The 24,431-nt window shown below is 42.9% G+C and carries 28 protein-coding genes; 11 read left to right on the forward strand and 17 right to left on the reverse strand.

The genetic code is table 11. The features are described 5' to 3' along the window. The first annotated feature begins 19 nt into the window (after positions 1-19). From INT76_RS01565 to INT76_RS01575, 3 genes are read left to right on the forward strand one after another with little or no spacing between them, the layout of a single operon-like run. The gene (locus tag INT76_RS01565) at positions 20-778 is read left to right on the forward strand and encodes an SDR family NAD(P)-dependent oxidoreductase (RefSeq protein WP_212571448.1); all 759 of its coding nucleotides are present in this window, start codon (positions 20-22) and stop codon (positions 776-778) included. Between the two features lie 16 nt (positions 779-794). Further along, entirely contained in the window at positions 795-1,553 is a 759-nt protein-coding gene (locus INT76_RS01570) for a DUF6287 domain-containing protein (RefSeq protein WP_212571450.1), read from the forward strand. 23 nt (positions 1,554-1,576) lie between these two features. Beyond that, a complete protein-coding gene (locus INT76_RS01575) occupies positions 1,577-1,918 on the forward strand; it encodes an HIRAN domain-containing protein (protein WP_212571452.1) in 342 nt (113 codons plus the stop codon). A 130-nt stretch (positions 1,919-2,048) separates the two neighbouring features. Here INT76_RS01575 and guaA read toward each other — a convergent pair whose 3' ends face one another. After that, the gene (gene guaA, locus INT76_RS01580; RefSeq protein WP_212571454.1) at positions 2,049-3,599 is read right to left on the reverse strand and encodes a glutamine-hydrolyzing GMP synthase; all 1,551 of its coding nucleotides are present in this window, start codon (positions 3,597-3,599) and stop codon (positions 2,049-2,051) included. Positions 3,600-3,855: 256 nt separating this feature from the next. Between guaA and INT76_RS01585 the strand changes: the two genes are divergently transcribed. From INT76_RS01585 to xerS, 8 genes are all read left to right on the forward strand, one after another. Beyond that, entirely contained in the window at positions 3,856-4,554 is a 699-nt protein-coding gene (locus INT76_RS01585; protein ID WP_212571462.1) for a GntR family transcriptional regulator, read from the forward strand. A gap of 15 nt (positions 4,555-4,569) precedes the next feature. Continuing rightward, on the forward strand, positions 4,570-5,106 hold the full coding sequence (locus INT76_RS01590; protein ID WP_212571464.1) for a DUF7010 family protein: 537 nt from the start codon (positions 4,570-4,572) through the stop codon (positions 5,104-5,106). Between the two features lie 72 nt (positions 5,107-5,178). Beyond that, positions 5,179-5,511 carry a putative DNA-binding protein gene (locus tag INT76_RS01595; protein WP_212571466.1) on the forward strand — a complete coding sequence of 111 codons (333 nt, stop codon included), beginning with the start codon at positions 5,179-5,181 and terminating at the stop codon, positions 5,509-5,511. Positions 5,512-5,540: 29 nt separating this feature from the next. Continuing rightward, positions 5,541-7,079: a signal recognition particle protein gene (ffh, locus tag INT76_RS01600; RefSeq protein ID WP_212571468.1), complete on the forward strand. Its 1,539-nt coding sequence runs from the start codon at positions 5,541-5,543 to the stop codon at positions 7,077-7,079. Positions 7,080-7,211: 132 nt separating this feature from the next. Continuing rightward, complete coding sequence (locus INT76_RS01605) at positions 7,212-7,871, forward strand: SatD family protein (protein ID WP_212571472.1); 660 nt, start codon at positions 7,212-7,214, stop codon at positions 7,869-7,871. Then, positions 7,871-8,626 (forward strand): DUF3307 domain-containing protein, encoded by a 756-nt coding sequence (locus INT76_RS01610; protein ID WP_212571474.1) that lies wholly within the window; start codon positions 7,871-7,873, stop codon positions 8,624-8,626. The genes INT76_RS01605 and INT76_RS01610 overlap by 1 nt, the downstream gene beginning before the upstream one ends. A gap of 67 nt (positions 8,627-8,693) precedes the next feature. Beyond that, positions 8,694-9,212: an AAA family ATPase gene (locus INT76_RS01615; RefSeq protein WP_212571476.1), complete on the forward strand. Its 519-nt coding sequence runs from the start codon at positions 8,694-8,696 to the stop codon at positions 9,210-9,212. Between the two features lie 118 nt (positions 9,213-9,330). Further along, positions 9,331-10,401 (forward strand): tyrosine recombinase XerS, encoded by a 1,071-nt coding sequence (gene xerS / locus INT76_RS01620; RefSeq protein ID WP_212571478.1) that lies wholly within the window; start codon positions 9,331-9,333, stop codon positions 10,399-10,401. Positions 10,402-10,450: 49 nt separating this feature from the next. On the opposite strand, the gene INT76_RS01625 is transcribed toward xerS, so the two are convergent. The 16 genes from INT76_RS01625 to INT76_RS01700 form a co-directional block, all read right to left on the reverse strand. Next, the gene (locus INT76_RS01625; RefSeq protein ID WP_212571480.1) at positions 10,451-11,962 is read right to left on the reverse strand and encodes a phosphohexomutase domain-containing protein; all 1,512 of its coding nucleotides are present in this window, start codon (positions 11,960-11,962) and stop codon (positions 10,451-10,453) included. Between the two features lie 75 nt (positions 11,963-12,037). Continuing rightward, positions 12,038-12,979 (reverse strand): sensor histidine kinase, encoded by a 942-nt coding sequence (locus INT76_RS01630; RefSeq protein ID WP_212571482.1) that lies wholly within the window; start codon positions 12,977-12,979, stop codon positions 12,038-12,040. Then, on the reverse strand, positions 12,976-13,644 hold the full coding sequence (locus INT76_RS01635; protein ID WP_212571484.1) for a response regulator transcription factor: 669 nt from the start codon (positions 13,642-13,644) through the stop codon (positions 12,976-12,978). The genes INT76_RS01630 and INT76_RS01635 overlap by 4 nt, the downstream gene beginning before the upstream one ends. A gap of 38 nt (positions 13,645-13,682) precedes the next feature. Beyond that, entirely contained in the window at positions 13,683-13,940 is a 258-nt protein-coding gene (locus tag INT76_RS01640) for a type II toxin-antitoxin system RelE family toxin (protein ID WP_212571486.1), read from the reverse strand. Continuing rightward, on the reverse strand, positions 13,924-14,175 hold the full coding sequence (gene relB / locus INT76_RS01645) for a type II toxin-antitoxin system RelB family antitoxin (RefSeq protein ID WP_212571488.1): 252 nt from the start codon (positions 14,173-14,175) through the stop codon (positions 13,924-13,926). The genes INT76_RS01640 and relB (INT76_RS01645) overlap by 17 nt, the downstream gene beginning before the upstream one ends. A gap of 92 nt (positions 14,176-14,267) precedes the next feature. Next, positions 14,268-16,238, reverse strand: a complete 1,971-nt coding sequence (locus INT76_RS01650) for an ABC transporter permease (RefSeq protein ID WP_212571489.1) — start codon at positions 16,236-16,238, stop codon at positions 14,268-14,270. Next, a complete protein-coding gene (locus tag INT76_RS01655) occupies positions 16,239-16,991 on the reverse strand; it encodes an ABC transporter ATP-binding protein (RefSeq protein WP_212571491.1) in 753 nt (250 codons plus the stop codon). 58 nt (positions 16,992-17,049) lie between these two features. Then, entirely contained in the window at positions 17,050-17,190 is a 141-nt protein-coding gene (locus INT76_RS01660; RefSeq protein ID WP_212571493.1) for a hypothetical protein, read from the reverse strand. A gap of 332 nt (positions 17,191-17,522) precedes the next feature. Then, entirely contained in the window at positions 17,523-18,689 is a 1,167-nt protein-coding gene (locus INT76_RS01665; protein WP_212571495.1) for an ATP-grasp domain-containing protein, read from the reverse strand. Between the two features lie 14 nt (positions 18,690-18,703). After that, entirely contained in the window at positions 18,704-19,450 is a 747-nt protein-coding gene (locus INT76_RS01670; protein ID WP_212571497.1) for an esterase family protein, read from the reverse strand. A 13-nt stretch (positions 19,451-19,463) separates the two neighbouring features. Further along, on the reverse strand, positions 19,464-20,288 hold the full coding sequence (locus INT76_RS01675) for an alpha/beta hydrolase (protein ID WP_212571499.1): 825 nt from the start codon (positions 20,286-20,288) through the stop codon (positions 19,464-19,466). Between the two features lie 106 nt (positions 20,289-20,394). Beyond that, complete coding sequence (locus INT76_RS01680; RefSeq protein ID WP_212572985.1) at positions 20,395-21,402, reverse strand: DNA glycosylase AlkZ-like family protein; 1,008 nt, start codon at positions 21,400-21,402, stop codon at positions 20,395-20,397. A 65-nt stretch (positions 21,403-21,467) separates the two neighbouring features. Then, entirely contained in the window at positions 21,468-21,746 is a 279-nt protein-coding gene (locus INT76_RS01685) for a type II toxin-antitoxin system RelE family toxin (RefSeq protein ID WP_212571501.1), read from the reverse strand. Continuing rightward, on the reverse strand, positions 21,739-21,972 hold the full coding sequence (relB, locus tag INT76_RS01690; RefSeq protein WP_212571503.1) for a type II toxin-antitoxin system RelB family antitoxin: 234 nt from the start codon (positions 21,970-21,972) through the stop codon (positions 21,739-21,741). The genes INT76_RS01685 and relB (INT76_RS01690) overlap by 8 nt, the downstream gene beginning before the upstream one ends. 110 nt (positions 21,973-22,082) lie before the next feature. Continuing rightward, positions 22,083-23,417, reverse strand: coding sequence for a methylenetetrahydrofolate--tRNA-(uracil(54)-C(5))-methyltransferase (FADH(2)-oxidizing) TrmFO (gene trmFO / locus INT76_RS01695; RefSeq protein WP_212571505.1), 1,335 nt, complete (start codon positions 23,415-23,417; stop codon positions 22,083-22,085). A 254-nt stretch (positions 23,418-23,671) separates the two neighbouring features. After that, the gene (locus INT76_RS01700) at positions 23,672-24,352 is read right to left on the reverse strand and encodes a hypothetical protein (RefSeq protein ID WP_212571507.1); all 681 of its coding nucleotides are present in this window, start codon (positions 24,350-24,352) and stop codon (positions 23,672-23,674) included. Between the last annotated feature and the right edge of the window lie 79 nt (positions 24,353-24,431).

Consider the following 24,431-nt stretch of genomic DNA (forward strand, 5'->3'; position numbering starts at 1 on the left):
AGAAAGTGAGGGAGTTGAGATGGTAAGAACTGTTTTGATTACTGGTGCCACAAGTGGTATCGGAAAAGCTATCGCTTATAGTTTCGCCAAAAACGGTGACAACCTTGTCATTACGGGCAGACGAAGCCAAAAGCTAAGGGAAATCCAAGAAGACCTTCAAGCAACTTTCGGAGTGACCGTCTGGGCTTACACTATGGATGTGACAAAAGAAGAAGAAGTAGCAACGACCTGCCAAACCATTCTAGCAGAAGTAGGAGCTATTCACGTTCTTGTCAATAATGCCGGATTAGCATTGGGTTTGGATAAATTTCATGATTACAAACCAGGTGATATGATGACCATGTTGGATACAAATGTTAAAGGTCTGCTTCTGGTAACCAGACACATTTTACCAAGAATGGTCAGAGAAAATCACGGTCATATCATCAATATCGGCTCTACGGCAGGTATCTATGCTTACGCAGGTGCAGCAGTTTATGCAGCGACTAAGGCAGCAGTCAAGGTTCTAAGCGACGGCATCCGAATTGACACCATCGATACAAATATTAAGGTTTCGACCATCCAACCAGGAATTGTTAAAACGGATTTCAGTCAGGTACGGTTCCACGGTGACAAGGAGCGTGCAGCGCAGGTTTACGAAGGTGTTGAAGCGCTTCAGGCAGAGGATATTGCTTCTTGTGTTCTTTTCGTGGCCAATCAGCCAAAACATGTGCAAATATCAGATATGACCATCATGGCTACTCAACAAGCCACAGGTTTTATGATTCATCGCGAGTAATTGAAGGGAGATTTCTATGAAACGATATAGCCTTTTAGCCTTGTCAGTTCTGGCATCGCTGAGTTTGATGACCGCTTGTACGAATAAGACAACGGATAGTACAACTTCATCAAGCAGTCAAACGACTGAAGAAACAACAACAAGTTCCTCATCCAGTCAGCAAGTTGTTGTAAAACAGGCCAGTATTGATATTGAAGAGATTCAGCAAGGGGATTTTACTAGCCTAATTGGCACTTGGGCCAATAGTCAGGGAGGAAGCCTAACGTTTGATACATCCGGCTTGGTAACACCCGGCTTTAGTTTGGCTGGAACATTTTCAAATCAACAAGGGATTTTGCTTGCAGATGCACTCCTCGAATCGGGAGCAGAAGGATTTGTTTTGTATTTCGTGCCTAAGGGAACCGTTCTGCCACAGGATCTATTTGAAGAGGGGAGCGACACCAGCGATAGCAATCAAGATCGGATTGTATTCGCCAATGGGCCACTCTACGGCTCCGGCCTAGATAGTTATTACCGCCAGTCCACAAGTGCCTCTAGTGACACAGACCCCCTTAAAAATACTGATACAGGGGTGATATTGGAAAGTGGCCCTGTAACTATTGAATATGCCAACTCCATTTTAGGAGATAAGGGTTGGACGGTTATTGAGGGGAATTACACTCGAACCGAAGCTATACCATATAATCTCATCCAAGGAACAGATGGCTCACATTATACGGTTTATCAAAATGGTGTCATCCTTGACGCAACCTACACAATTATTTATCAGCCATAAAACAGATAAAGAAAGGAAATTCGATGACTTTTGCGCCTTTTGAACCAACAAGAAATGTTGAAGATTTTCACCTAGCAGCCTTCGCTTATTATGATGGTTTGGAGGTAATTGAGCACCTCAAGCTAGGCACGCCAGTAGATTTGGTAGGGGAACCCACCAATCCACACGATTCTGAAGCAGTAGCTATTTATTTCCAAGGAACCAAGCTTGGTTATGTTCCAAGCACTAAAAACTCCTTGATTAGTCGCTTGATTTACTTCGGACACGATGACATTTTGGAAGCTCGAATCCAAATGTCCAACACCGAAAACCATCCAGACAGACAATTCCGTGTTGTGGTTAAATTGAAGGACAAGAGGAAGTAGGGGGGAGATAATAATTGGATTTCTACGGTAACCAGTTGATGTTTACCGTATTTTGTTACAATATTGTTGTTAAATGCAAAAGAAAAAGGCTTAGAATATTGATTTCAAAGCCTTTTTGTTGCAATATCTGTTATTCCCACTCTACCGTTGCAGGTGGTTTACTGGTGATGTCGTAGACGATGCGGTTTACATGGTCGACTTCATTGACGATGCGGACGGAAATCTTCTGGAGGACTTCCCATGGGAGTTTGGCAAAGTCAGCTGTCATGCCGTCGATAGAAGTGATGGCGCGGATGGCAATGGTGTAATCATAGGTGCGTCCGTCGCCCATAACACCAACGGAACGTACACCTGTGTTGACGGTGAAGTATTGCCAGACATCACGGTCTAGACCAGCTTTGGCGATTTCTTCACGCAGGATGGCATCTGATTCGCGGACGGTCATAAGTTTTTCTTCAGTGATTTCACCCATGACACGGATTGCAAGCCCTGGACCCGGGAAGGGTTGACGCCAAACAATCTCATCTGGCATGCCCAGAGCAGTCCCCAAAGCCCGAACTTCGTCCTTGAACAGCGTGTTGAGAGGCTCAATCAGCTTGAACTGCATATCCTCAGGCAGGCCGCCCACATTGTGGTGGCTCTTGATAGTCTGAGCGGTTTCGGTTCCCGATTCGATGATGTCAGTATAAAGGGTTCCTTGAGCTAGGAAGTCCACATCTGTTAGCTTGCTAGCTTCATCGTCAAAGACATAGACAAATTCATTACCGATGATTTTACGCTTTTTCTCTGGATCTGATACGCCAGCCAGTAGGTCAAGGAAGCGCTTGGAAGCATCTACTCGAATGATATTTAGGCCAAACTTGCCGCCCAACATTTCCATAACCTGATCCCCTTCATTTTTACGAAGAAGGCCATGGTCTACAAAGATACAGGTCAGCTGGTCACCAATGGCCCGCTGCAAAAGAACACCAACAACTGATGAGTCAACACCGCCAGACAAACCAAGAAGAACCTTCTTATCACCAACGGTTTCACGAATCTTTTGGATCTCAACATCGATGAAGTTTTCCATGGTCCAATCGCCGCGGCCACCGCAGATGTTGATAGCAAAATTTTTCAAAATATCATTTCCGTAGACAGAATGACGAACTTCTGGGTGGAACTGAATACCAAAAATTTTCTTGTCCGTGTTTTCAATAGCAGCAAAAGGACAATCGGCTGACAAACCAACCAAGTGGAAGTCAGCAGGAATCTCAGTTACCGCATCTCCATGGCTCATGAGAACGACTTGCTCGGCAGGAGTGCCAGCAAAGAGGGCAGAATCAGCTTTCAGTTGGAGTGTAGACTGGCCATATTCACGGTTTCCAGCCTCACCAGCTGGCACAACCTTACCGCCCAATTTGTGGGTGATAAGCTGCATCCCGTAACAAATTCCGAGGATTGGAATCCCCAATTCAAAGATTTCTGGGTCAATATCAAAAGCATTCTCCGCATAAACAGAGTTTGGACCGCCGGAGAGGACGATACCAATTGGATTGATTTCTCTGATTTCTTCAGCGGTGATGGTGTGGTTTTTTAACTCCGAAAAAACACCGAATTCACGAATACGACGTGAAATAAGCTGATTGTACTGACTGCCATAATCCAGAACAATGATTCTTTGGACATCTTGTTTTGTCATTATTTTCCCTTTCATTTTGAAAAAAAATCAAATACTGCAATATATTTTACCACAAAAGCGAACTATTGGCTACGAAGATGTTGGAAATATTTTTTCAGTGATATTATATTGTTTTGGACGAGAAAGAGTTCGGCTTTTCCCAACAAAACCAACCCTGTTTTAGTCAATTATTTGTTTCTTTTGCTAGAAGAAACTCTAGCAAAAACAGCATTTTTTTGGTACAATGAAGGCGTAGATTCGGAATCTAGGAGCCAACATGAAAGCAGCATATATAACCATTCACGACAAAATTAAAGAACAGATTGATAAGGGAATCTGGGAAATCGGGCAGCGTCTTCCCAGTGAGCGAGATTTGGCAGATGAGTTCGGTGTTTCCCGTATGACCCTCCGTCAAGGCATCACCTTGCTGGTAGAAGAAGGAGTACTTCAGCGCAAGGTAGGGTCGGGTACCTACGTTGCCAGCACTCGGGTTCAGGAGAAGATGCGCGGAACAACTTCCTTTACAGAACTAGTTCAATTGCAGGGGAAAACGCCAAGCAGCAAGTTACTTTCTTATATCAAAACCAAACCTAATGAAAAAGAAATCAGCCAACTGGGGCTTGAAAGGGGCGAATATGTCATTCGTATGGAACGGGTACGCTATGCTGACACGGTTCCTGTTGTTTATGAAGTGGCCAGTATTCCTGAACGCTTAATCAAAAATGTTCGCAAAGAAGAGGTAACCAATCATTTCTTCAAAACCATGACAGACAACGGGTACCGTATTGGTAAGAGTCACCAAACCATCTATGCTCGTCTGGCCAACGAAAAAGTCGCAAAACATTTACAAATCGCTAAAAATCAGGCTATTCTGGCTCTGAGGCAGGTTTCCTATCTGGAAGATGGTCAGGCCTTTGAATATGTCAACAGTCAGTATGTCGGTGAGCGCTTCGAGTTTTATCTGGAAAACAATTAGAAAGAAGGTACAATTATGAACCTAGAAGATTTAAGAAATGACATCATTCTCAAGCAGAAAAAGGGTCTTCCCTTTATTGCTAGTTCTGTTCTTATTTGGCTTTTGATTGCCATCGTTACCTCTCTTGGTTTTAAGCAGACCATGGAAAATATTCTTGTTTTTTCCTGTTCCTGCCCTCTCTTGCCTCTAGCATGGCTGATTGGCAAGCAGTTGAAGGTGGATATTTTTTCTAATGAAAATCCTCTTGGCAAACTCGGTTTTCTCTTTACCCTCAATCAAGTACTGTATTTGCTGATTGTCATGTGGGTCTTCAATGCGGTGCCTGATAAGATGGTTATGGTCTACGCCATGGTTTTTGGAGCTCACCTTTTGCCTTATTCTTGGCTATATAAATCCCCAAGTTATCAACTCTTTGCCATCTTGATTCCAGTTGTAGCTCTCATTTTAGGAAATCTCTTTTCCGCAACCATCCTTGCTTTTGTCATGTTTGGCTTAGAAGTTCTCTTTACCTTCCTTTTAGTCAAAGAAGTAAGAGCAGCTCAGGCAGAATAAGAACCCCTGATATCAGATAAAAGTCCGACTTAATTCTATTAAAATGCGGGCTTTTTTGGTATAATAAATCTTATGGAAATTGAAAAAACCAATCGAATGAATGCCCTTTTTGAATTTTACGCTGCACTATTAACGGACAAGCAGATGAACTATATCGAGCTTTACTATGCAGATGATTATAGTTTGGCGGAAATTGCAGAGGAATTTCAAGTCAGCCGACAGGCTGTATATGATAATATCAAGCGGACTGAGAAAATCTTAGAAGACTATGAAAAAAAGCTGCATATGTATTCAGATTATATTGTTCGCAGTCAGATTTTTGATGATCTCTTACAACAATATCCCGAGGATACCTATCTTCAGGAAAAAATAGCTGTCCTAACCAGCTTAGACAATCGAGATTAAGAAAAAGTATAAAATGAGGAAGAAAAAGCATGGCATTTGAAAGTTTAACCGAACGCTTACAGAACGTCTTTAAGAATCTGAGAAGAAAAGGAAAGATTCGTGAGGCAGATGTTCAAGAGGCAACTAAAGAAATCCGATTAGCGCTCTTAGAGGCTGACGTTGCCCTACCAGTGGTGAAGGATTTTATCAAAAAAGTTCGTGAACGTGCAGTAGGGCACGAAGTCATTGATACCCTTAATCCTGCCCAACAAATCATCAAGATTGTCGATGAGGAGCTGACTGCAATTCTGGGGTCAGACACCGCTGAAATTATCAAATCACCAAAAATCCCAACCATCATTATGATGGTCGGTCTGCAAGGTGCTGGTAAAACAACCTTTGCTGGGAAACTGGCCAATAAACTCAAAAACGAAGAGAATGCCCGTCCATTGATGATTGCCGCTGATATTTATCGACCTGCGGCGATTGATCAGCTCAAAACACTGGGTCAACAGATTGGCGTTCCTGTCTTTGAATTAGGCAATCAAGTACCTGCACTTGAAATTGTTCGTCAAGGTCTCGAACAAGCCAAGGCCAACCACAACGATTATGTGTTAATCGATACGGCTGGTCGTCTGCAAATCGATCAAGCCCTCATGGCAGAACTGCGCGACATTAAAGCCTTTGCACAGCCTAACGAAATTCTCTTGGTTGTCGATGCTATGATTGGTCAAGAGGCTGCTAATGTGGCCCGTGAATTTAATGATCAACTCGCCATCACAGGTGTTATTCTAACAAAGATTGATGGTGATACTCGTGGTGGTGCGGCCTTGTCTGTCCGTCACATCACAGGTCAACCGATTAAATTCACCGGTACAGGTGAAAAAATCACCGACATTGAAACCTTCCACCCAGATCGCATGTCTTCTCGTATCTTGGGAATGGGGGATATGCTGACCTTGATTGAAAAGGCCAGCAAGGAATACGATGAGCAAAAATCTATTGAACTCGCTGAAAAAATGCGAGAGAATACCTTTGATTTCAATGACTTCATTGACCAGCTAGACCAAGTACAAAATATGGGGCCAATGGAAGACCTTCTCAAAATGATTCCAGGAATGGCTGGCAATCCTGCCTTGGCTAACATCAAGGTTGACGAAAGAGAAATTGCTCGTAAACGGGCCATTGTTTATTCCATGACACCGGCTGAACGTGAAAATCCAGATTTATTAACACCAAGTCGTCGCCGTCGTATTGCTGCGGGTTCTGGAAACAGTTTTGTAGAAGTCAATAAATTTATCAAAGACTTCAACCAAGCCAAGACCATGATGCAAGGGGTTATGAGCGGTGATATGAACCAAATGATGCGTCAGATGGGGCTTAATCCCAATAACCTTCCTAAAAATATGCCTGGCATGGGCAATATGGATATGTCTGCCTTAGAAGGCATGATGAGCGGGGCAGGCATGCCTGATTTTAGTCAGATGATGGGGGGAGGACTCAAGGGTAAAATCGGTGAATTTGCCATGAAACAGGCCATGAAACGCCAAGCCAATAAGATTAAAAAAGCGAAGAAGAAGAGAAAGTAAACTCTTTAAATAAATAAAAAATGTCCTAATAAACGGCAATTAAAATAAATTTCCGTATTTATGGACATTTTTTGTTTTGTCTGTTATAATGGACGTAGAATCATCACCGACTGATAGAATAGGAGGAAGAGGATGAATTATATTGCCGTTATCGGAGATTTGATTGACTCCAAAAAAATGCCCAATCGCCCTCAGGTTCAAGTAGAACTGGAAAAGGTTTTAAGTCAAGTAAATCGTGATTTTCAGGAACATTTTGCCTCTCCTTTTACCATCACACGAGGCGATGAATTTCAGGCTCTCTTTTACCAAACAGCACCCATTTTTCAAATACTAGACCGGATAGAAAAAGCCTTTGACCAGACCATCTTTATCCGATTCGGTATTGGTTTCGGGGTTATTTTAACAGATATAAATCCTAAGCAGAGCATTGGAGCAGATGGGCCTGCTTACTGGGAAGCGCGTAAGGCGATTGAGTTCGTACATGATAATGATGATTATGGAACTACCCAGTTAGCCTTCTCCGCTGAAAACAGCACCTTAAAGCTGACAGTAAATGCTCTTCTTGCCTCTGCAGATTTTATCAAAGCCAGCTGGACCAAATCTCAAAGAGAAATCCTTTATCATCTCCTTGCAGAAAATATTTATGAAGAGCAGTTTAGACAAAAGGAAATTGCCCAAGCACTGAATATCAGTACCAGCGCACTTACCAAGCGTATCAAGGCTAGCGGACTCAAACTCTACCTACGCAATCGCAGTGCAGCCATGAACGCCATCAGAAAGGAGCAGCCATAATGGTTTATAATCCTTTATCCGTATACTTACTTGAACAGCCGGCTCTCATTCTATTGCTGATTGCCCATTTTCTCAGTGACTTTCAGCTTCAGAATCAGCAAATGGCTGATAGAAAGAAGAAAAAGCTTACCGCCCTTATCACACATCTTATCCTTGTTCTTATTCCATTGGTCTTTTTAGCCCTTATTTTTCCCTTGCAGAACTGGGATTTGTTTGCTCAAGTATGGCTAAGCCATCTAGCAATCGATTATATCAAGTATTTTTTGAGCAAAAAAGGTTTCATCAAACCTGCTTTTGAGAAAAGTGCATTTGTCCTGGATCAATTGCTACATCTGGCTTGCATTGTTATCATCTATCATGAAACGGGTGTCAATCTTCCGGCAGACAGCCTTATAGTGCAGATGCCAGGACTTTCTCAGCTTTTACTCCAAGTTCTTTTCATTTTAATCGTCACAAAGCCCGTCAATATTGTCTTCAAACTTTTTTTCAACAAATACCAGACAGAAGAAGCCGTTTCAAACAAGAAGAAGACCATAGCAGGAGCAGGAGCGCTTATTGGTCAGTTAGAACGCCTGATTATGGCTATTTTCTTGCTTTTCGGACAATTTGCTGCCATCGGTTTAGTATTTACTGCCAAATCCATCGCCAGATTTAACAAAATCTCTGAAGATCAAGCTTTTGCAGAATATTATCTGATTGGTTCTTTGTTTAGCATTATCAGTGTACTAATCGTCTATGCCTTACTTATTTTATAATTCCCAAAAAAGTTTACATATAATAAATTATGTAAACTTTTTTGGGAAAACGAAAGGGGATTCTTATATGATTATTTGGTTAAACGGCCCATTTGGGGTTGGGAAAACGACTCTTGCAAATCTTCTTCATCAAAAAATCCAGAACTCTATCCTCTATGATCCAGAGCAACTAGGTGATTTTTTTCAAGAAATTCTTCCAAAAGCTGTCTGTCCTGACGATTTCCAGGATTACCCAATTTGGCGAAAGACAACCCATCAGATTATCCGAGATTTAGCCACCAAAACAGGAAAGGTCATTATTGTCCCCATGACAATCTGTAAAAGAGAATATTATCAAGAAATCATCCAGCGATTGATAGAGGATAAGATTCCCTTGGAACATTATATTTTACTAGCAGACAAAACAACCATTTTAGAACGTTTAGATAATCGATTCGATGAAGACAATATTTGGGCAAAGCGACATCTTGACGCTTGTTTAGAAGCGTTTGAAAGTCATATTCCAGGAAAAAAAGTTAAAAACACGGACGGCTTAAGACCCGAAGAGGTTGCAATGGAGATTCTAAAGCGCAGCGAGTTTATTTAGTTAGGTGAGAATTTGATTCAACCACCTACATACATCTTTCCGAAAAACTATAATTTTCTTGAAAAATATCTGAGGTTATGCTATACTACTAATAGACCATTTAAGGAGATATTGTGATATGCGACGCGAGTTGTTACTAGAAAAAATTGACCAACTAAAAGGTATCATGCCTTGGTATGTGCTGGACTACTATCAGTCTAAGTTGGCTGTGCCTTATAGTTTTACAACCTTATATGAATACTTGAAAGAATACCGGCGTTTTTTTGAATGGTTGATGGATACCGGTTTGGTTACATCCGCTCATATTGCTGACATTCCGCTAGATACGCTGGAACATTTGACGAAAAAAGATATGGAAGCCTTTATCCTCTATCTACGAGAAAGGCCTTTGCTGAATGCCAACACGACTCAGAATGGGGTTTCTCAAACAACTATCAATAGAACCCTATCTGCGCTTTCTTCCCTCTATAAATACCTGACGGAAGAGGTAGAAAACGAGCAAGGTGAGCCTTATTTTTACCGAAACGTCATGAAAAAGGTGTCTACCAAGAAGAAAAAAGAAACCTTGGCTGCGCGCGCGGAGAACATCAAGCAGAAACTCTTTTTGGGGGATGAAACCATGGAGTTTTTGGACTATGTGGAAAATGAGTACCAGTCTAAGCTGTCTAAACGTGCCCTCTCCTCCTTCCAGAAAAATAAAGAGAGGGATTTAGCAATTTTGGCACTTCTTCTGGCGTCTGGTGTCCGCTTATCTGAAGCAGTAAATCTCGATTTAAAGGATGTGAATCTTCGAATGATGATTATCGAGGTGACACGCAAGGGAGGCAAACGTGATTCGGTCAATGTCGCGGGCTTCGCTAAACCCTATCTTGAGGCTTATCTAGGTATCCGCCAGCAACGCTATAAGGCCGAAAAAACAGACCTCGCCTTCTTTTTGACTGAATATCGAGGACTTCCAAACCGTATTGATGCTTCTTCTGTCGAGAAAATGGTGGCCAAGTATTCAGCAGACTTCAAGATACGGGTAACACCTCACAAACTTCGCCATACGCTTGCAACCAGGCTTTATGATGCGACAAAATCTCAAGTTCTGGTTAGCCACCAACTAGGCCATGCCAACACACAAGTCACTGACCTCTACACCCATATCGTCAATGATGAGCAGAAAAACGCCTTAGATAAACTATAAAAAGCAAGAGGTCAGCTCTTGCTTTTTGCGTAATTTAAATTATGTAAAATCACTTTAACAATTCTTTTAATTTTTCCTGATCAACATCTGGATAGTGGTCTAAGAAAGTCGAAATAGTTCGCAGGACAGCTGGGATATACCCTGCTTGGTCATTTTCAATCTGAAGAACCAAAAGCGGCTCGTGTAAGCTCATGCGGAGCAAGAACCAGCCATCTCCATAAGGATGGCTTAGGTCAAAGCGCACTCCTTCTTCATTCTCAGGATTAAAAGCAAAGCCCTCAATGTTTGTCTGCCGGAAATCATCAATAACCCCTTCACCGAGCGTACGATAATCTTCTGCTTCTAGTTTGAAACGCACTTCCTGCGTTTCAAGTGGCTGTTTTAACTGATCAATCAAGTCGTCCAAGGACTTTCCTTCTGTCTGAAGTTTTGGTAAGAGCATGAGGATTTTTGCTGCTACATACGTCCCATCATCTAAGAAATAATTTTCCTTGAAGGCTGCATGTCCAGAGGTTTCAATAGCCAGCTGGCAGTCGATTCCTGCCTTATTGGTTTCAATGGCCTTGTTGATGACATTGCGATAACCTGAGATGTAGCGAATTTGCTTGCCTCCAAGGCGTTCTATGAAAACCTTCAGGTGTTCACTTGTCGGAGAATTGGTTACAATGCTGGTTCCAGGATGTTCGGCGAGAACAATCTGACTGAGGACTGCAATCAGGTTGTTCCGGTTGAGAATTTGACCAGATTTAGTGACCAAGGCTGCGCGGTCAACGTCGGTATCAAAGATAATCCCTAAGTCTGCCCCTGCTGCAAGAACAGCCTGACGGATGCTTTCCATGGCTTCCTTATTGTCGGGATTGGGAACATGATTTGGGAAGGTGCCATCTGGGTCTAGGAATTGCGAGCCTGTGGTATCTGCACCTAACTCCGCCAAAACCTTCTCAGCAAAGAATCCACCCGCTCCATTTCCAGCATCAACGATGATATGGAGACCGCTCAGGGGCTTTTCTTGTCCGTCACAGGCTCTACAAATTTTGTCAACCAGGTCCTGAGCATAAGGTGTAATCAGGTCTGCTGAGGTCACACTTCCAAGGTGGGAAGCTGGTAAGTCTTCACTATGCGAGAGGATGTAGTCAATGTCCTCGTGTTCTGCTCCGCCTTTTTCCGAAAAAATCTTAATGCCATTAAAATAATAAGGCAGGTGACTGGCAGTAATCATGACGCCGGCGTGACACTTGAACTGAGGGTACTGGGTACTCATGAAGAGGGCTGGGGTAGTTGCCATGCCAAAATCTACGACTTGAACCCCCAATCGAACGGCTTCTTCTGAAAATGCCTCGAGCAAATTTGGACCACTAATGCGGCTATCTCGTCCGATACCAATCTTAAGTTGGCCTTCTTGGAAGGCTCTTGCTAGTTCGGGATTCTGAGTTAGCCAGTGGATGAGGCCACGCGCAATCTGCTTCGTTGCCTGCGGTGTCAAATTAACAGCCTGCTCCTTTGTTGCAATCGCAATTCCACGGATATCAGATCCGTTTTGCAAAACATGATGGTGGGTCATAAGATTCTCCTTTGTATCTGTTACTTTCAGTATAGCACAAAAGCAAAACGCTTTCAAAATGAAAAAGCACAGTTTTTACCGTACTTTCTCTATGGTTACCTGAGTACCAATTTCTATCTGACTCTCTACTTGAATGGTCAACTCTAGCTGATTCAAGACACGCTTGGCTAGATAGAGCCCAAAGCCAGTTGCCTTTTGGTGCTCACGGCCATTGTAGCCTGTGAAACCTTCATCAAACAGTCGCGGAATATCTTCAGCCAGTATACCAATTCCCGTATCCTTGACCGAAATCCCCTTATCCAAGCAAATAGTCACACTGCCGCCAGTCTTGTTGTATTTAAGGGCGTTATCAATGATTTGTGACAGAGCAAAACTTAGCCATTTCCTGTCGGTTTTGATGGACCAGTTACCATCTATGCTGACTCCAATTTCTTTCTGCAGGAATTGGTTTCGGTATTTTTTGACCACTTCGACCACTACTTCTCTCACTTCAACCTCTTCAAATCGAAAATCGCTGGAATGACTGGTCAGTTTGAGATAGTTGAGCAGGTTGGCCATGTAATTATCCAACCGCAAAAGCTGGTGGTTCACATCAGCAGGTTTTAACTGTTCCGTCTGGCTCATCAAAGAAAGGGCAGCCAGAGGGACTTTCATCTGATGCGACCACATTTTCACCATGGCTTGCAAATCTTCTTCTCTGGACTTGTAGTCTAAAAGCTGTTCCCGTGTAGCCTGCTTTTCTGCTTCAATGAGGCTGAGATAAGCCAAATCCACCGGTTTATTAAGCAAGGGCAGAGCCTCTTCATGCACATAATCCTTCAATGCTCTCATGCGATTGCGAAACTTCCAGAAAAGACCCGCTGTCAGTAGGATTAAGAGAGTTAGGGACAATAGCAGAGCGTTTTGCAGAAATTCGGTGGGCAGCTGGTAGAGAAAGAAAAGCAGGATAAAACTACCAGCCAGCACCCCATAGCAAACATACAAACTCCTGTATTCTCGAAAAAATTTAGCAATCATTTAATAACGTACCCCACACCTCGGACAGTATGAATGCGGTTAAAACCTAACTCATTGATTTTTTTGCGCAGGCGAGTCATATTGACATTGAGTGTATTCTGGTCGATAAATTCTTCATTTTCCCAGAGCTTTTCTAGCAGTACTTCCTTGGCAACTACCTGCCCTTGTTCCTTCATAAGAGTGGTTAAAATTTTTGTTTCTGTGAGTGAGAGTTGAATTTGTTGCTCTCCGTTTGTAAACCGTCCGTCTGTACTCAGCTGGAACTCATCCAATTTCAGAACTGTTGATTGACTGAATTGATTGACTCGACGTAGAAATGCAGCAATTTTGGCATCAAGAATCCCTAGCGAAAAAGGTTTTGATACAAAGTCATCACCGCCCATATTCATGGCCATGACTGCATTCATCTCATCATCACTAGAGGAAATAAAAATAATAGGCATGGTCATGGTTTTGCGAATTTCCGTCGTCCAGTAAAAGCCATTATAGTAAGGCAGACTAATATCCATGAGTACCAAGTCAGGCTGCAACTCTGCTACTTCTTGACTAACTGCACGGAAATTCTTCACACTATCCACTTGATAGGATTTGCCCAGATGCTGTTTTAAAATCTGGACAATCATTTCATCATCTTCAACGATATATATTTTTTCTTTTTCCATCATCTTCATTCTGCAAAAGCCAGGACATAGGTCTTGGCTTTTTACACACTTCCATTTCTCATTTTTAGACTTGTTACAATCAATTTATCGTCCTCAATGCTGGTAATGACGCGGTAATTGCCGATACGGTACCGCCATTGGCCAGAACGATTGGCTGTCAAGGCTTTTCCGTGTTGTCTAGGGTTGTCGGTCACATGACTGGACAGATAGTTGGTAATCTGTTTTTGGGTAAATTTGTCCAACTTTTTTAACTGTTCGATAAAACGACTGGTCGGTACGAGTTTATAGTAGGTCTTCATCCGTCAACCCCAAGTCTTCCAACATTTCCTCCCAGCTAATCGGCTCAATTCCTTTGGCTAAGTCTGCTTCGTATTCTGCCAAGGCAATGTCTGCCACACGCGCATCGTACTCGTCTTCAAGTGCTTCAAGTGTTTTGGTCCGAATAAGTTCTGACAAACTCACACCTTCAAACTTTGCCATAGCCTGCATAAAGAGCTTGTCCTGCTCAGAAACTTTCAATGTAATAGCTGCCATTTTTCTCACCTCTTTGGGTATTCCTTTGGTATTACCATTGTAACACCATTTCCCCAAAAAAGCAAGAAATCCCGCATAAAGCGAGATTTCTGCTATCGTTCGATAATATGATAATAGGTTCGGCTTGTCCACTTATAAATAACAAAATAGATAAGAGCAACGGCAAGCAAGGTCACTCCGCTGACGCTGTATATCATGACAGACGATACAACGCCAAACGACAGTAGCATTTGCTTAAGCATAACGAGAGAAACGATAAAGTGCAGGGTCGCCATAGCCAGAGGCATAAAGAAAACAATGAGAGTTTGAGAGTTGATGGTTTTCTTGACAGCTTGTTGGCTCATGCCCACTTCCTGTAAAATCTTGTAAGATTTCTTGTCTTCATGTCCTTCTGAATACTGCTTGTAGTAGATAATCAATGCTGCACCAAGCAAGAAACTAATGCCCAACAAGAAACCGGTAAAGAGGAAGCCGCCTGTGAAGCCTAGAAGCATATTCCCAAAGTCCGTTTTTTGCATGGCGTTTCCTAGATATTCACCATTTGCGTCAAGAATATGGTACATATCACCCGACTGCTCACCAAGGGAAGCAACCTCTTCCTTAGTCAAATCTGTAAAGACCCGGTAATCCAAGCTGACGAGATAACCCTGAGGGTTATTGGCGGCATAGTAGTCACTAAAAGCGGCTAACACACTATCATCACTGACCACCATCACCGCAGGATTTAGAGTATTAGTAATATCTGGAAAAATTGGTTGGTTTTGAACATTCACATTTTCAAACGTTTTATCGCCCAATGTCACGGTTTTCAAAGCGTTCGGTTCGCTCGGACGAATAAAGGCAATTTGATTTTCAGTCAATTTAGGTAACTCATTACCCAGTTTTCTGAAATCATCTTGGGTAATAAAGTAGGTAAAAAACATCTTGTTAAAATCTGGATTAGCAATGGTTTCTGGATTGATGACAATCTCATCTCCCTCATCGTAGACTAGACCAGCCTGATAGGTTAGGTAGGCCAGACTATCTTCTGCTTTTTCTGGAAAATGGCTGAGCACCGATTGCTGGAAGGCCATTTCACCCTGACTCCTATCCGCAACAGGATAGGTAATGGATGTTTCCTTTGGATAAAGTCCACTGGTCATATTTGCCATACCTGTATAGAGGGATGTCGTTGTCGCAATGGTCACAAAGGCCATGACAGCTAAGAGCGTAATATTGGCCAAACCAGTTGCGTGCTGTTTCATCCGAAAAATCATCTGCGAGGTGGTAATGAAATGCTCAGGTGTGTAGAAATATCGTTTGTTTTTCCGACGCATTTTCAAATACCAAGTCATAAAACTGATATAGAAAAGATAGGTACCAGCAATGACAAAGAGCACGGCGACAAAGAATCGCCAAATCACACCGATTCCCGCTGTTCTGGAAGATAGTGATAGGTAGTAACCAACCCCAAGGCTAAGAACTCCAAGGGCTGCCAACAGTAGATTTCCTCTGGGCTCCTTCTCCCCTTTTTCACTAGCCCTAAATAAAATCAGCGGACTGGTTTTGCCGATTGTCCGAATGGCCAGCAATTCCAAGATAAAGAAGATACCAGCAAAGAGAAAGGCTGTCATACCAAAGGCCAACGGTGAAATGCTAAAGTGAAGTTCTCCGTATTTCGTCAAATTAACAAAAATCAGATAAAGGACATTGGAGAAAACACTAGCGAGTACAGAACCCAATACGACAACTAGCAAGAAAATGAGTATCAGTTCCAAACTAGCAATCAGGGAAACCTTCTTCTTGTTCATCCCCAGCATATTGTAAAGTCCAAACTCTCTAGCCCGTTGTTGCATGAGAAAATTGAAGCTATAAATTTCCATAATCAGCGAGAAAATAGTCAGGACAACCACCCCGAGTCCGATAGATAGGGCGCCTGACCCCATAGATTTCATGACTGGACTAAGCATGAGTAAAAACATGGAACAGATTAGGGTAAAAAGGACGAGGCTGGCTAAAACAAAGGGTGCAAATACGCCGATGGATTTTCGGATATTTTGCCCAGCAAGTTTGAGATAAAACATCTACTCACCCCCTAAAAGTGCGGACATGTTGAGCGAAATTTCCTTGGCAAAGTCTTGATTGCTCTTGCCTGCTTTATATAATTGATGGAAAATCCGTCCGTCCTTGATAAACAAGACCCGTTTAGCATGACTGGCTGCGTTGGCTGAGTGAGTAACCATCAAGATCGTTTGTCCATCTAAGTTAATATCCTCAAACAGATTCAGCAGATCTTCTGAATTGCGATAGTCTAAGGCGGCAGTCGGTTCGTCCGCTAGGACAATCTGTGGCTGCGTAATTAGACTGCGAGCAATAGCCACGCGCTGCTTTTGACCACCAGACAATTCAAAGGGGCGTTTTTTCAGTAAATCTTGAATCCGTAGTTTCGGTGCCAGGACCTTCAACCGTTTTTCCATCTCTTGATGACTCTCACGCGCTAAGACCAGAGGTAAAAAGATATTGTCTTGAATAGACAGAGTGTCCAAGAGGTTAAAATCTTGAAAAACAAAGCCTAGGTTTCGCAAACGGAAATCAGCCAGCTTGCCTTCCTTGATTTTGGTAATGTCCTGATTGTTCAAGATGACAGATCCTCTGGTCGGTTTATCCAAGGTCGCAAGAATATTGAGAAGGGTTGTCTTACCTGAGCCGCTTTCTCCCATAATGGCAATAAATTCGCCCTCTTCTACCTTAAAATCCACGTCTTGGAGAGCACGAGTTTCCTCTTTTGAAAAGCGCGTGCGATAAATTTTTTCTAAGTGATTGATTTCTAATAACATACAAACTCCTAATTTTCTATTTCATTGTTGATACGATCTGATTCATCGACATTTTCTTCTAGTATGCCATAAACTTGAGCATTTGAAAATCCTGAGCCAATTCTGCTAGATATTCTCCATGTTCTAGCAAACTATCGACTTCTTCAGTTGACAAATCCTCCTTTGTCTGAAGTGCTTGGTAGGCTTGCTTGAATAACATAATCATTTCCTTCTTTCTTTTCTTGATAGTTCTAGTATAGACCAAGTACCTGTCTGCTCCCCTTACAGTTTCATCCAAAAAACTTACAAGTTTGTAAGGAGGCTGACCTATCCTCCACAGAGTTCATCACAGCAAAAACACCAGCCGATTTGACTGGTGTTTTGTAAGGAGATTATGAAAAGCCAAGCTGTCTGTGGGATGACTGCTTGAACCTTGAACTTGGTAAACAAGAATCAAGATTAGGATTGTCCTTAGTATATAGAACTTTAGCATCGTTTTCATCCGTCTCAGGGCTGATTTTTTAAATGCCCAAATAGGTTGACGTCATTGTCCTACACTGTTTTCCCAACAAAGGCAATCATATCATTCAAGACATCTCGATTGTCTGTTGTCAAGATGTAAATAGTATCTCCTTGAAGTTCGGCAAAGGCGCGCGGCATTCTTCTTACCATCTTAACATTGGCAGCATACTTGGCGAGGAATTCTTCCTCAGAATGCGCATAGTTGGTTGCATCACGACGCGTAACTGCTAGACAATACTGTGGTTCATAAGGACGGTCTGCCACTTCTTTTCCTGTCACAACATTTGCATAATCCTGATAGAGGTCAATCGAATGAGCATAATTGTATACATCAACTGTAAATCCACCGGCAGGACGATTATTGTATTCAAGAGCAATGTAGTCGTCGCCATTACGGAAAAATTCGATATGGAAAAAGCGCTCCTTCATACCAAAGGCCTTGATGATGGATCTGCCGTATTCTTGCAACTTCGGATCCATTTCTTTCAGAATATAGTAGGCATTGTCTTTCTTTGCTTCTAATAGTTCAAGAGGAGCATAAACATAATTAAAGGTTGTTTCAAAAACTACATTTCCCTTGCTGTCAATCAGACCATCGTAGGTGCATAGTTCACTGGATTCGACCAATTTTTCAAAGAAATAGACTGTCTGTCCGTTCCAATACTCGCGGAAAGCTGCAAGATCCTGCTGGTTTAGCAACTTAAATGTGGCTGCGGCACCCACACCATTGTCAGGCTTGGCAATCATTGGAAAACCAATTTTCTTCACTGCCTTATCAATATCTTTGTCAACCTTGACTACCTGTCCGGGTACAACAGGAACACCAGCTTTGACAAAATATTTCTTCATCTCAGATTTGAACTTGGTCTTTTTAAGCTGACTTGGCTTGGCACCAAAAATATTGAACTGTTCCCTCAAGGCCGCATCAGTTTCCAACCAGTGTTCATTATGGGATTCAACACGGTCAATTGGTCCATGTTTATAGATAAGAAAGGCTGCGGCACGCTTAACCTCATCCAGATTTTCCAGATTTTCAACACGGAAATACTCTGTCAAAGCATTACGCAATTCTTCAGGCAATTGGTCATAAGGCTCTTGACCGATACCAAGAACTGTGACACCTTCTTGTTTAGCTAACTCAATAGTAAAAGGTTGGAAGTTTTCAGGATAAAAGGGGGAAATAACGAGGTAATTCATAGAAAATCTCCTTTCTACAAGCCGAGCGCATGGAGGAAATAAGGCATTTGCTTTCTCCACCAAATCCAATCATGGGCAACATCCGTTCCCCAGGTATCAAACCAAGCTGGAATATTTTTTTCTTCAAAGGCCCGTTTGAGATTATAGAAAGACTCTAATCCGTCCTGTTCCCAATCTCCCAAGCCTGTGCAGACAATAATATCAGACTGACGGTAGCGGTCGATAAACCAGCCATCATTTTGATTCCAGATGTAGTCTGCTGGTGAGTTTTGATAAACCGCTTCGTCACCGCCATAATCTTGATTATGATCAAAGAAGCGAGCATCATAAATACCAGACAAAGCTATAACCTTATTGAAGACATCTGGATGCTGTAAGAAGAAATTAAGAGCATGATAGGCTCCCATAGAGCAACCTGTTGTCATCATAGGATCAAACCAGCCCGTCTTGTGTTTGATAAAAGGAATCGCTTCTTCAATAACGTAGCGCTCATATGCCCTGTGGGCTTGCGCACGATCATGCATGGACTTCCATTCAGCCAACCAGCTCTCCTTATCTACACTGGTCAAGGTGAAAAATTGTACCTTGCCAGCTTCAATCGAACCGCGACAAGCTTCAATCATCCCAAAATCAGCATATTCATTGTAAGAACCGCCCGAAGAAGCAAAAACAACAACTGGAATCCCCGCATGACCATAGCGGTTGAGGTTCATTTCACGGCCAAGATGGCCAGACCAGTGACTTAAAAATTCTACATGCATATTCTTATTCTCCTTACCATTTTTCACTTAAAAAACGCAGACACTCTGGCAAATGATGAGCCCAAGCAATCTCATTATGAATGGCACCAGAGGTGATTTCCAACTTGAGATTTTCCAACGCCACTCCTCCTGCTATCAACTGACGGTAATAGGAAAGCGAGGAATTGATATAGGCCTGTTTGATATTGCCAGCCATAAGGGTCTTGTCGGTATCATCTGCTTCTTCTGTCCCAACATAGATGTAAACCCGTTGGTCTGGATCCAACGGCTGACGCTCAATGTAGCGGTTAAAGGCCTCTTGGTGCAGCCAGTTGGCAGATGAGAAGACACCTAGACAGCCAATCTGATCCTGGTAGGCCAGGCCCATAAACTGGGTGATATTTCCTCCCAGCGAGGAACCAATCATGGCAGTATGAGCCTTATCTGGCTTGGTTCGGTATTCTTTATCGATAAAGGGCTTGACCACATCCATGACAAATTCGGCATAGAGGGTTCCCTTGCCACCAAATTGGATCCCTGGAATCCCCATTTCGCTGTATTTCCAGGCAGCGTATTCGTTCATCCGCTCCAAGCCGTCGTTGTCAATAGCCACGATAATCATCTTAGGGATGTCAGGATTGCGCTTGATGGTGGGGATGGTTTTCCAAGAATGCCCAGAAAAGGATTCCTTGCTATATAGGACATTTTGCCCATCGTGGAAGTAAACCACAGGATAGCGAGTATCCTTGTCTTCTTCATAATTTTTCGGAAGCAAGACACGAACGCGGCGATTCTGCTGGGTATAGGGAACCTGCAATTCGTGGGTTTTCATATCAAGGTAAAAATAGGATTTATTCACTTATAAACTCTCATTTCAACTAGTATTGGTCTATTATAGCATATTTTTTATGAAATATTCAGAAAATTTAGTTATTTATTTTCAATGTCCGTCAATTCCGAACAAACTAAGGCAACTTGGCTTGATAGGCTTGCTTGTAGCCTTCCAACTCCTTCAGCTCAGAACGGGTCAAGTCTTCAAAAACATCCAAAATAATGTCTTTCTTATCTCGCTTCCAAGTGGCAACCAGGCGCCCCTTGTAAAAGACAGTCGGTTTGATAATGCCGGTCAAGGTGTAGATTTGGCGGATGTGTTTGGGCTCAAAAAATGGATTGGCCTTCTTTTCATAACCCAGCAAGAGCTGGTCAAAACCAGCGATGAACAAACATTTTGGCAGCTCCGCTTCTTCCAAATCACCCAGATAAAAACGTTCTTCACCAGCGACTTGGATGATTTTTAAGTCCAGCTGCTTCATCCAATCAAGTACAGTTGACTTATTTTCTTTGAAATAATAACGGGCATCTGCCAGACTGACTGGGCCAAATCCAGAAAAATACCGCCGTGCAATTTCCAGCTCCGCTTCTTTCTTGGGCAGGGGTTGAAAATCCTTGAGCAAGTGGAAACGCTTGGCTCCGTACCCTTGGTAGATTTCTCCCCTTTCAACCATATAGCGCAAGAGCCCGCCCCAAGCATTGAAAATCCGCTTTTCATCTTCTAGGCTGATCTTTTCTGCCCGACAAAGATCCTTTATCTGGTCCCGGGTCAAGGATTGCTGACTCAACCCCTCTAGGATGACTTGGTGGAATCGTTGCTTGGTTTTAGGGCTTAATTCATCTCGGTACTCAGTTTGTAGATAGGCAGTGTCAGCCATACGCCCCTCGTGAATGTAAAGGGGAATTTCAGATTTGAGATAGGCGTGGACAGTCCTACGGATTGACCACTGGCGGGTCAGTTTTTCCTGCCAATCTGCCTCTTGAAATGCCTCTTCCGTCATCCGATTCTGAAAACCAATATGGACATAGGGCTGGAACTGAGCCTGCAGGCCATTGAGATGTTGACAGATTTTTTCAACAGATTGCCCTTCCAGCAGCCCTTGTTTCTTGAGAATAATTCCTTTCCAAGTTTCCTGATTCATCATTTTCCTCTTTTACTCTTACTAAGTCCAGTATAGCATAAAAGACACCCGAAGGTGTCTGGGGATTATTTCAACTTCTTATAAATATCTGAACGATGTCCTACATGGAGATTGAGCAAGACCAATTCACCCTCATCAACCACTGCAATTATACGATAATTTCCCACGCGAAAGCGAACATAACCAGCTAACTTTCCCGTCAAGTACTTCCCAGGAGACCGGGGAAAATCCACATCTACCAAGTGTTTATCAATCCACCTAGCAATTTGCCGGCTGGTTCCCTTATCAAGCTTATCCATATCTTCAAAGAAACTTGGGGCATAGTCCACACGATACTTAGCCATAGCGCTTCATCATCTCATCGTGACTATAAGTTTCCTTGCCGCTGTCAGCCCACTCTTGATAGGTAGTTTCTGCCTTTGCAAGGTCGTACATATCTTCTAATTTCTCTAGGACAGCTTCTCGAATAAAATCTGTCTTTGTCATGTGTTGGCCAGCAGAAACTTCTTCAATCAACTGAACCAAATCTTCATCAAAGCGTACCGCAATTGGTTTTGATAAGGTTGACATGCTTCACACCTCCGAATGTTTACTCTGTAAACATTATAATCTTAATCGTAAAAAAAGTCAATTCTGCACACAAAAGACACCCGAAGGTGTCTAAGAATAGTTGATAAGATTTAGTAGGCTAAAAACTCCTCCAAATCCTTGAGGGAACGCTCTGCTATTGCCTCATAACGCTCCTTCTTATCGCGGATACGGGGGCCGTCCAGCTCCTTGATGATACCAAAGTTGACATTCATAGGCTGGAAGTGCTTGCTTTCGGTATGGGTGATGTAGAATGGCAGAGCGCCGATGGCTGTGGTCTGCGGGAAGATGACAGGTTCTTCGCCTCGGAAGCGGCGAACGGCATTGATTCCGGCCACTAAGCCAGAGGCGGCAGACTCGACATAGCCCTCTACTCCTGTCATTTGACCTGCAAAGAAAAGATTTGGATTTTTCTTGGTCGCAAAGGTCTGTTCCAAAAGGTTTGGCGAATCCATGTAGGAATTGCGGTGCATAACACCGTAGCGGACAAATTCCGCATTTTCAAGGCCTGGAATCATCTGGAAGACCCGCTTCTGCTCGCCCCACTTGAGGTGAGTTTGGAAGCCTACGATATTGTAGAGGCTGCCTGCTGCGTTATCCTGACGGAGCTGGACAACTGCGTAAGGGGTCTTGTATTCGCCGTCACGTGGTCCCTTGTAGTCTTCAGGGTATTCCAGACCAACTGGCTTCATTGGGCCATATAGCATGGTTTTGATACCGCGTTTGGCCATGACTTCAATGGGCATACAGCCTTCGAAGTATTTTTCCTTTTCAAAGGAATTGAGCGGGGCTTCTTCAGCAGAAATCAAGGCCTCGTAAAAAGCGGTGAACTGCTCCTTATTCATAGGCGCATTGAGATAGGCAGCTTCTCCCTTGTCATAACGGGATTTGAGATAGACCAGGTCCATGTTAATGGTCGAGCTGTCCACAATCGGCGCTGCCGCATCGTAGAAATAAAAACCGTCGCCACCATTGAGCGCGTGAATCTTCTCTGCTAGGGCGTCAGATGTCAGAGGCCCGGTCGCAATAACCGTAATAGCATCCTCAGGAATTTCAGTGATTTCTCCGCGAATGACCTCAATCAGGGGATGGTTGTGAATCTCATCTGTAACCGCCTGGGAGAAATTCTCCCGGTCCATGGCCATGGCACCGCCAGCAGGCACTCGGTGAGCCTCGCCAGCCCGAAGAATAATGGAATCCAGACGACGCATTTCTTCCTTGAGCAGCCCAACCGCATTGGTCAAGCTATCACCACGAAATGAGTTGGAACAAACCAACTCTGCAAACTTGTCTGTCTTATGCTGGGGAGTGGGTTTGACACCGCGCATCTCGTAGAGTTTGACAGGGATGCCCCGCTTGGCAATCTGGTAGGCTGCTTCAGAGCCGGCAAGACCAGCTCCAATAACGTTAATATGGGTTTGAGACATGAAACTAATACCTCTAGCCAGTCATCTGGCTACCGTTTGGGAATGACCCAAAACAGAACCTTTCTAAATTTTATACTTATCCAGTATACCAGAAAATGACTGGAAAAGACAAAAACTACTCTCATGGAGATGAAAGTAGTTTGAGATTGTTTGCATAATATAATTTACGCAAACTGCCACTGGGTATTTCCAAGAGGATGCACAGTGGGTTATTGTTGTTTTTACAATCTTGGTCCTAAATGCTCAATGAGAAGTTACTCTGTCATCAAATTATTAAAGAGCTCCTCTGCATCAACAAATTCCTGTAAATCTGCTAAGCTATAAGATGCTTGAATAAGGTTATCTTTAGTCCATACCATTGCTACCATTGTTGTTTCGTGTACAACTTCTCCATCTTGCTCAGTAGCAAGTGAAACAGCAACCTGATAGGTAGAGTCATATAAACCAGAAGGATCAGGCTCTGCAGTTGTATCCTTAAAAATACCCAATTGAACCAGTTTGGTTGAGCCAGCACTTGCACTCGAACTCTGGATAGCTTCTAAAAGAGGAGTAAATAAAGTCTGTTCATCCTGAGCAAGTTCTCCATTTACTTTGAGAGTTTTCAGTTCTGCCATCCTTTTATCAGCTTCTTCTTGAGTAAACGTTTCAAAATCATAGGTACTAGTCAAAACAACATAGCGTTCAATCGTTTTAGCAACCTCAATATCGACTCCATTGAAAAGATAAGTTGTATCTGCTAATTGACTTGATTGACTAGCGGGATAGGTAACATTGGATTTTGTTGTACTTGCCTCTGTTTTACTGGATGAAGCTGTGGAACTGGATTGTTCAGTCGAACTTGTGGAAGAAGTTTCTGTTTCCAGTTTGCCGCTTGCACAGCCCAAAAGCGCAAAAGTGGCTAAACCAAGTATGATAATGGATAAAAATTTCTTCATAGCAATCTCCTAAAAAATTTTATAAGTTTATTATAGAATAAAACACCTTATTATTCAAGTGGCCCCATAAAAAAACTCT

It is taken from the genome of Streptococcus oriscaviae, assembly GCF_018137985.1.
In the GTDB taxonomy this organism is placed as follows: Bacteria; Bacillota; Bacilli; order Lactobacillales; family Streptococcaceae; genus Streptococcus; species Streptococcus oriscaviae.